This is a genomic window from Gluconacetobacter azotocaptans, assembly GCF_014174355.1.
Taxonomy (GTDB): domain Bacteria; phylum Pseudomonadota; class Alphaproteobacteria; order Acetobacterales; family Acetobacteraceae; genus Gluconacetobacter; species Gluconacetobacter azotocaptans.
On sequence record NZ_JABEQF010000014.1, the window covers coordinates 82,119 to 90,448 of the forward strand.

At 70.4% G+C, this 8,330-nt stretch carries 6 protein-coding genes and 1 pseudogene; all 7 read left to right on the forward strand.

The features are described from left to right. The first annotated feature begins 5 nt into the window (after positions 1–5). Complete coding sequence (locus HLH34_RS15315) at positions 6–560, forward strand: hypothetical protein (RefSeq protein ID WP_240162159.1); 555 nt, start codon at positions 6–8, stop codon at positions 558–560. Then, positions 557–1,048: a hypothetical protein gene (locus HLH34_RS15320; RefSeq protein WP_183120436.1), complete on the forward strand. Its 492-nt coding sequence runs from the start codon at positions 557–559 to the stop codon at positions 1,046–1,048. The genes HLH34_RS15315 and HLH34_RS15320 overlap by 4 nt, the downstream gene beginning before the upstream one ends. Beyond that, positions 1,045–2,262: a hypothetical protein gene (locus HLH34_RS15325; protein ID WP_183120437.1), complete on the forward strand. Its 1,218-nt coding sequence runs from the start codon at positions 1,045–1,047 to the stop codon at positions 2,260–2,262. Before HLH34_RS15320 ends, HLH34_RS15325 begins: the two co-directional genes overlap by 4 nt. 11 nt (positions 2,263–2,273) lie before the next feature. Then, complete coding sequence (locus tag HLH34_RS15330) at positions 2,274–2,513, forward strand: hypothetical protein (protein ID WP_183120438.1); 240 nt, start codon at positions 2,274–2,276, stop codon at positions 2,511–2,513. Beyond that, positions 2,510–4,396, forward strand: coding sequence for a phage adaptor protein (locus tag HLH34_RS15335; RefSeq protein WP_183120439.1), 1,887 nt, complete (start codon positions 2,510–2,512; stop codon positions 4,394–4,396). The genes HLH34_RS15330 and HLH34_RS15335 overlap by 4 nt, the downstream gene beginning before the upstream one ends. Before the next feature lie 6 nt (positions 4,397–4,402). Next, positions 4,403–8,029: a hypothetical protein gene (locus HLH34_RS15340; RefSeq protein ID WP_183120440.1), complete on the forward strand. Its 3,627-nt coding sequence runs from the start codon at positions 4,403–4,405 to the stop codon at positions 8,027–8,029. Further along, a pseudogene (locus tag HLH34_RS15345) lies at positions 8,029–8,330 on the forward strand (hypothetical protein); the annotation flags it as partial. The gene HLH34_RS15340 and the pseudogene HLH34_RS15345, both read left to right, overlap by 1 nt.

Consider the following 8,330-nt stretch of genomic DNA (forward strand, 5'->3'; position numbering starts at 1 on the left):
CGGCCATGACCGAGGCCTGGTTCTACAACCCCGGCGACCATTACGTGCTGGACGATCTGTCGGGCTTCAAGGTCCGGCGGTCGAAGGCGCGGACCATCCCCGGCGGCCAGACCGGCCAGGCGGTGGTGGACCGCAGGCGGTGGGAGGCGCAGCAGCCGCAGGATTTCGTGCGCGGGGTGGCGGACGACCAGACCGTCGATATCGCCCGGCCGCGCCAGCAGGATTGCTTTACGGTCGTGGGCACCTTCGTGACGGGTGCGGCCGGCGTCGGTGCGAACGGGGTGCCGGTGGCCCGCACGTTCGGGTTTTCGGCCGGCGACCGGATCCAGATCATGCTGGATCGGGGCGAGAATTTCGTGACGGACATCGTTGCGATCTCGGGTGCGGTGCTGACGATTTCGCCGGCCCTGCCGGGCGCGGTCGGCTGTCTGGGCGACCTGGCGGGGAACATGGTTCTTCAGCTTCCGCAGGTGAGGGCGGCCGCGTCGTTCGTCACCGAAAATGGCGCGGCGCTGGCGACGGAGGAGGGGCGGCTTCTGGTGCGGGAGGCATCGTCATGACGCAGGTTTCGATATCGCAGTTGCCGGACGGCGCGACGGTGCAGGGCGCCGACCTGCTGCTGGTCTCGCGCCCGGCCGGAGCGGGCTGGGCCAGTTTCCGGGCGAATATCTCGTATTTTCTGGGGTGGCTGGTCGGGCAGGACGTCGCGGTGCGGTCGCTGACCGGCGATATTTCGGCCGCCGGCCTGTCCGCGACGATGACGGGCGGGCAGGCGGCGACGGCGATCGCGGCCGGCGCGGCGCAGGCCGCCAGCGCGGCGCAGGCGGCGGCGGCGGCCGTGCCGAAGGCCAGCGTCGGCGCGGTGAACGGGGTGGCGGCGCTGGATGCCAGGGGCGGCCTTGTTTTGAACGCCGGGTCCGTCATGCATGTGGATGGCGCCGGCAATCTGATTCTCGATGTTCCGCTGCCGACCTCGGACCCCGGTGTGGCGAACGCCGTGTGGACGCAGGGCGGCGTGCTTCTTCTTTCGCAAGGCCCCACATCATGAAAATGCGCGCTGTTATCGCCGGTCTTTCGTTGTGGGCACCGGCCCCGGCCGTGGCGCAATATGCGCCGTTCCACCCGCCCGGCGGCCTGGCGGCGGCGACGGTGGTCGGCGGCCAGACGCTGGCGCAGATGCAGGCGGCGACGAGCGCCGCGCAGGCCACGGCATCGGCCGCCGTTCCCACGGTGACGATCGGGCAGGGCGGCGGGGTCGCGGGACTGGATTCCGGCGGCCGTGTGACGGCGCCCGTCAGTGGCGACGTGACGGCGGCCGCGGTGACGCCGGCCGGTGGGGCGGCGACCATGCTGGGGGCGTATTTGGGGACGGTGGCCCTGACATCGGATCTGGCGGCGTATTTGACGTTGACAGCGGCGGCACAGACATATGCGACGAAGACGGCGCTTGCCACGACCGAGGCCACCGCCAACGCGGCCGTTCCGTCGGCCGACATCGGCCAGCCGTCTGGTGTTGCGGGGCTGAATGCGGCGGGCCAGGTCACGGCGCCGGTCGTGGGCGACGTGACGAACGCGGTGGCGACGCCGGCCGGGGGCGCGCAGGTGACGATCGGCGCGGCGCTGGCCTCCTACGCCGCGCAGGCCGGGTTGGTGGCCGAGACGTCGCGGGCGGAGGGCGCCGAGGCGACGTTGCAGGGCAACATCACTGCCGAGGCGACGACGCGGGCAAATGCAGATGCACTGTTGTTCCCCCTTACGGGAGGAGAAATAGAGGGAACGATCATCCAGTCCTTACCTGCTGGAAACTGGAGATCCTGGTGGATCGACTCTACCGGTGCTGCCAGCCCGGCCCGTTGGGAATGGGGTGCTACGGCATTTCCAGAGACCGGGTCGAATGCAGGTTCGGATTTCTATTTTACGGCGCATCATGACGATGGAACTGTACATGAGGTCTATATAATTTCCCGCGACACCAGCATCATGACCTTTGATATGTCGCCTCGAGCGCCGACGCCCGTTATAAGTGATAATTCGCAAAGTCTGGTAACCACGGCCTTCGTACGCTCGGCCCTGGCATCTGCCGTCACCTACGCCACGCTTCCTGCACAGGGCGCTTTCGTAGGTCAGCGCGTCTTCTGCTCCGACTGCAAATCCACTGTCACCGCCCAGCTTACGGGCGTGACACCGGCCGGGCACGGCATCGCCGCGACCTGGGACGGCGCGGAGTGGACCGACGGCCTCGGCTATACCGTGACGCATTGAGGATTACGGACATGACCAATTACATCCTTTACCGGACAGCGAATGACGTCGTGCAGCCGCCGCCCTATACCGACCCGATCTCGGGCAGGACCGTCACGCCGCCGTCATTCGTGGCGGACCCTGCCGGACGCGTCATCCTGACCCAGCAGATCGGCGATCCGTCGTCCGTGAGCGTGCCGGCCGGTTTCGCGCTGGCGGCGGACCCGGCCGGGCACTATCCGGTGGGCAGCCTTTATCCGGTGCCGGCATGAGCACCAGCGGCACCGCGAGCTGGAACCCCGGCACCGCCGACATCATCAACGGGGCCTTGCGGCTGATCGGCGCGATCGCCAGCGGCGAGACGCCGCCGGCGAACGAATTTCACGATGCGCTGGCGGCGCTGAACGGGCTGATCAAGGCGTGGCAGGTCTCGGGCGTGCATGTCTGGACCCAGACCGAGGCGACGCTGTTCCTGCAACCGGGGCAAGGGCAGTATGCGATCGGCGGGGCGAGCGCGGACCATGCCGCCGAAAGCTGTGTCGTCACCCGCAGCGGCGCCGCCGTGGCGGCGGGGGCGTCGGTGCTGCCGGTGGCGTCGGCGGCCGGCCTGGCGGTGGGCGGGTGCATCGGCGTGGCGCTGGACGGCGGGCCGGTGTTCTGGAGCGGCATCGTCGCGATCGCGGGGGCGGCCGTGACGCTGGCCGGGGGGCTGCCGTCGCCGGCCGGGGCCGGGGCGCTGGTCGTGTCCTATGCGGCGCCGTTCGCGCGGCCGCTGCGGGTGACGGGCGCGCGGGCGGTCGATCTGGACACGGGGGTCGAGACGCCGCTGATTCCGATGTCGCGGCTGGATTACGCCAATCTGTCGGGCAAGACGGTACAGAACGGGCCGCCGTCGCAATATTTCTACGACCCGCAACTGGGCGCGGGCGTGCTGAGCCTGTTTCCCGCGCCGTCGGACGGGCTGACGGCGGTGAAATTCACCTGCCAGCGGCCGTTGCAGGATGTCGACACCGCCGCGCACACGGCGGACGTGCCGCAGGAATGGGTCTCGGCGCTGCGCTTCGCCCTGGCCGTGGAACTGGCGCCGGAATACGACTGCCCGGCGCAGCGGATGGCGATCCTGAAGGGGCTGGCGGACGAGAAATTCGCCATCGTCTCGAAATGGGATATCGAGCCGGCGGGCACGACGTCGTACCCGTTCAGCCAGGGCGTCTATCAGATGATCGCGGGCGCGTTGCGCCTGTGCGGGGCGGCCGGCCCGCAGGAGGTGCCGCGGCTGGGGCTGGTGGAGAACGCCGTCGCGGCGCTCAACGCCATGGTGCAGGGCTGGCAGGCGTCGGGCATCCATGTCTGGGCCGAGGAGGATTGCACCCTGTTCCTGCAACCGGGGCAGGTGCGCTACCTGATCGGCGCGGGGTCGCCGGATGCCGCGACCGTCGGCAGCCAGTGGGTCGAGGGCGCGCTGGCCGCGACGGCGGCGGCCGGCGCGGGGCAGGTGGCTGTGACGTCCGCGGCCGGGATGGGTGTGGGGTATCAGGTCGGGGTCTGGCTCGATGCGGGCCGTACGTTCTGGGCCACCGTCTCGGCGGTCGGCGGGGGGATGCTGACGCTGTCGGCGGCATTGCCGTCGCAGGCGACGTCGGGTGCGCGGGTGGTGGCCTATCCGGCCGCGCTGGTCCGTCCGCTGCGGGTGCCGGGGGCGCGGCGGTACCATTTCGCGCCGCCGGGCGGGCAGGCGATCGAGACCCCGCTGGTGCCGATGTCGCGGCTGGATTACGCCAACGTGCCGAACAAGACCACGCCGGGCATGGTGACGCAGTTCTTCTACGATCCGCAGCTTGGGGCCGGCGTCATGCAGGTGTGGCCCGCGCCGTGCGATAACGGCTGCGCGCTGAAATTCACCGCGCAGCGTCCGCTGGCGGTGTTTTCCGGCCTGGCCTCCGTTCCGGATTTTCCCGACGAATGGCTGGCGGCGATGCGCTGGAACCTGGCGGCGGAGCTGTGGCCGGAATTCAACGGGGCAGGAAATACCGGGCAATATGCGGTGCTGAAGCAGGAAGCCGTCGCCAGGCTGATGACGGCGCAGGCCTGGGACCGCGAACCGCAATCGGTGCTGTTCGGCGCGGGCGCGGGCCCCGCCGGGCGATCGGGGTAGGGCGTCATGGTGGTGCAGCAGGTCGCCTTCGCGGCGCAATCCTACCAGGCGCGCGCGGTGGCGCTGGATGCGCAGCGCTGCGTCAATTTCTATGCCGAATTCGCGCCGAAGGACGCGAAATCGCCCGTTGCGGTCTGGGGTTGTCCGGGCATGGTGGCATTCGCCCGGTGCGGCGACGGGCCGGTGCAGGGCATGTGCCTGATGGGCGGCGCGTTGTACGTGGTGTCGGGCCAGGTGCTGTACCGGGTCGATGCGGACGGGTCGTCGGTCGAACTGGGGGCGACGCTGGTGACGGGGCCGGTGTCGATGGACACCAACGGTGTCGATCTGGTCTGGGTCGATGGGGAATCGGGCTGGTCTTATTCGGTGGCCGGCGGCGTGCGGCAGATCGTGGACGAGAATTTCCATCCGGCCGACAGCGTGGTGTATTTCGACACCTATTTCGTCTTCAACCGGTCGGGCACGCAGCAATTCTTCCTGTCGCCGCAATCGGGCGTGGTGCCGTTCGACGGCACGATGTTCGCATCGAAGGAGGCGACGGCCGACCCGCTGCTGGCGATCGTGAACACGCACGAGCAACTGCTGCTGTTCGGGGCAGCGCGGACCGAGGTGTGGTACGACGCGGGCAATGCGCCGCCGGCCTTCCCGTTCCAGCGGTTCGAGGGCGCGTTCATCCAGCGCGGCATCGCGGGCGCGCATGCCCATTGCCTGGAGGACAATACCGTCTTCTTCCTGGGCGATGACGGGATGTTCTACCGGCTGAGCGGATTCCAGCCCCAGCGGATTTCCACCCATGCCACCGAAGGGGCGTGGCAGGCCTATGCCACGCGGGCCGATGCGCGCTGTTTCAGCTATACCTTCGGGGGGCACAAATTCGTCACGCTGCTGTTTCCCTCGGCGCGCGCGACGTGGGTGTACGACGTGGCCACCGGCCTGTGGCACGAGCGCGAGTCCTGGACCGGCGGCAGCGCGGAGACCAGCATCGGCCGCTGGCGCGGCAATGCGGCCGTCATGGCGTATGACCGCATCCTGATCGGCGACAGCCTGAGCGGCACCGTCGGGCAACTGAATGGCGCGGTCTATACCGAACTGGGGGCGACGATGCGCGGGCTGCTGGCCGCGCCCCCGGTCCACGACGCGCGCCGCCGGGTGTTCATGCGGCGGTTCGAGCTGGATGTCGAAACCGGCGTGGGGCTGCCGGCGGCGGCCGCCACGGCGCAGGCGGCGTACCAGCCGGTGGGCGCGCTGATGGTGGCGCCCACCGCCCTGACGCGGGCGGCGGCGCCCGTGGGCACGCCGGCGTCGATTGCCAACCTGCTGGTCAATCTGTGGGTGTGTCTGCCCGATGACGGGATGCCGCGCGGGGTGCTGATCGGCAATGCGCGGCCGGGTGAGGGCGGGCCGGGCTTTTCGATCGCGCTGGCGAACGACCGGACGGCGCCGGCGGCGCAGATCGTGGTGGCGGCGGCGGATGTGGCGGGCAATCCGGTGGTGGCGGCGTCCTATGCCCATGACGGGTGGGGCGACTGGGTGAATGTGCAGCTTTCGCTGTCGCCGGCGACGCGGATGCTGCAGCTTTTCGTCGATGGCGCGCCGCTGGCGCCGGCGTCGGTGGCGTGGGCGTCGGACGCGCCGGTCGGCAATCCGGCAGGCCAGGGCTGGATGGTGACGCCGTGGAACGGGACGGACGATCCGGTGGGCGTGCTGGCCGACCCGCAGTTCGGCGGCCACACGGCCGGCACCGGGACGGGGTGGAACAATGCCGCGCTGCAACTGGACCAGTCCGGCAACATGATTTCGCTGGCCGGCGGCACCATCAACGCCGTGTCGCGGACGGGGGCGGTGGTGTGGACGCTGGCGCCGGGCACGGTGCAGGCGGATATCCTGGGCGTGGCGCCGGGGGTGAACATGGCGTCCTACGGCGTCAATGCCTGCACGGTGCTGCTGCGGGGGCGGTATCTGGCGGTGGGGGTGCAGGCCGGCGCGTACTGGTGCGGGGTCGCCCTCTATGCCGTGGACGGCGGCGGCGCGCCGGGGTTCCGGGGCTTCGTCTACAATGACGTCGACGGGCCGGGGCCGATCTATGGCGCCAACACCTGTTTCCTGGCGGGGAACCAGACGATCGACGACCCCATCCTGTCGTATCAGGTCGCGTATCCGGCGGTGCCGAAAGTCGTGCTGGTCTATCCCAGCATCGCGCAGATCATCGGCGGGGCGGCGAAGACCGGCGGCCTCAACGGGCTGTATCCCGGCCTGGGCAATCTGGCGGCCTGGGGGCCGTGCCAGGTGCCGGTCATCGAATATTACTATCCCGCGTCGCTGGGAAACCATTTGCCGGGCCAGGTCGGCTATAACGGCAATGCCGGCTTCTTCCTGCCCGACGGGCAGGGCGGGACGAACCATTATCTGTATTTCAGCCGGGGCGACATGGCGGCGAACGCCGGCGCGGGGGGCAACACCAACACCGAATTGCGCGACGTCATCGGGCCGGCCTGTCCCGGCGGGGCGATGGTGAAGATCGCGATGGGCGCCGTCAGCTACGACATGCTGGCCGGCGCGCATTTCGCGGGCAACGGCACGACGTCCTTCACCGGCACGCTGCCGATGTACAGCATCGACAATGCGCACTGGGTGGACGGGGACGGGGCGGCGCAGATCCCGTTTGCCGACGAATACAGCTATATCACCACGGGCCGGCCGGGGGGCACGGACGTCTATGGCGGCCAGCCGTCGCTGACGCCGCTGCCCGGATCGGACATATGGCTGGTGACGTTCCTGAAGGTCGGGCGGTCGGACAGCCGGGACAACCGGGGCAACGCCGGCCTGTGGGACACGGTGCGGGTGTTCGCCTATTCCGGCGGGACGGCCACGCAGGTGGGCGCCCCGGTGTCGGGCGCGGCCTATGACGCGGCCGCCGACTGGGCCGGGTACGAACCGCCGCCGGCCGGGTACCAATGGGCGGACCGCAATGCCGTCGCCTATCCGTGGGGCGGCGAGATCCTGATCTTCGGCAACATGTCCGGCTCGGCCGTCGGTACCTATCCGCTGCTGGTGGGGGCGCAGTACTGCACGCGCTTCGGCACGCTGAATGTGGCGGCGGCGCAGGTCGCCGACCTGTTCGTCGGCCTGCCGGCGGCACCCTTCGACCTGTCGGTGGGCGCGAACCGGGCGCTGTTCCGCACCGCCCAGGGGGGCGCGTGCTATCCGGGGGCGGACGGCGCGCGGCCCCTGGGCGCGCCGCCGCCGGTGCTGCTGAGCGTGCCGCCGGGGGGCGATGCATCGGCCTTCGCCGTCAATCGCGGGGCGGGCGGGGCGTTCGTGCCCGGCGGCACGCTGTTGCCGGCGGCTTCGAACCCGCCGGGCAGCACCTACACCGAAACGCTGGACCCGGGTGGCGACGCGCCGCCGGGGGCCGACCCGCAGATCATGCTGGACTGGTCGGACGACGGGGCGCGGACCTGGAGCGCGCGGCGGCTCTGGCGGTCGCTGGGGCGGCAGGGGGCGTATCTGACGCGCCTGCGCTGGCTGAAGATGGGCCAGGCGCGGCAGCGGGTGCTGCGGCTGCAGGTGACCGACCCGGTGCGGCGCAACCTGATCGGGTTCTACCTGGATACCGAATCGGGGATGGAGTGATGCCGCAGGCACCGCGCCAGACCCTGCCGACCGGGGATCGCCCGTTCGTGTCCGCCGGCACGCTGGGGCTGACCCTGGCGGCGTATCAGTTCCTGTCGCGGCTGGGCGCGGCCGGGCAGGCCACCACGCGCAATGTCGAGGTGATCGCCCAGGCGCTGGGCGTGCCGGTGGCCGGCATTCCCGCCGACGGGCCGGTGTCGGTCACGCTGCCGGCGTCGTTTCCGCCCGCGGGCCCCAGCGGGGCGGCGGCGGCGCGGGCGGAGCAGGCGCGGATGCTGGCGATGCTGGCCGCCGTGCCGCC

Bases quoted from the DNA above. Each gene is read 5' to 3' on its own strand.
- HLH34_RS15315 (WP_240162159.1), top strand. From the start codon at position 6: ATGACCGAGGCCTGGTTCTACAACCCCGGCGACCATTACGTGCTGGAC.
- HLH34_RS15320 (WP_183120436.1), top strand. From the start codon at position 557: ATGACGCAGGTTTCGATATCGCAGTTGCCGGACGGCGCGACGGTGCAG.
- HLH34_RS15325 (WP_183120437.1), top strand. From the start codon at position 1,045: ATGAAAATGCGCGCTGTTATCGCCGGTCTTTCGTTGTGGGCACCGGCC.
- HLH34_RS15330 (WP_183120438.1), top strand. From the start codon at position 2,274: ATGACCAATTACATCCTTTACCGGACAGCGAATGACGTCGTGCAGCCG.
- HLH34_RS15335 (WP_183120439.1), top strand. From the start codon at position 2,510: ATGAGCACCAGCGGCACCGCGAGCTGGAACCCCGGCACCGCCGACATC.
- HLH34_RS15340 (WP_183120440.1), top strand. From the start codon at position 4,403: ATGGTGGTGCAGCAGGTCGCCTTCGCGGCGCAATCCTACCAGGCGCGC.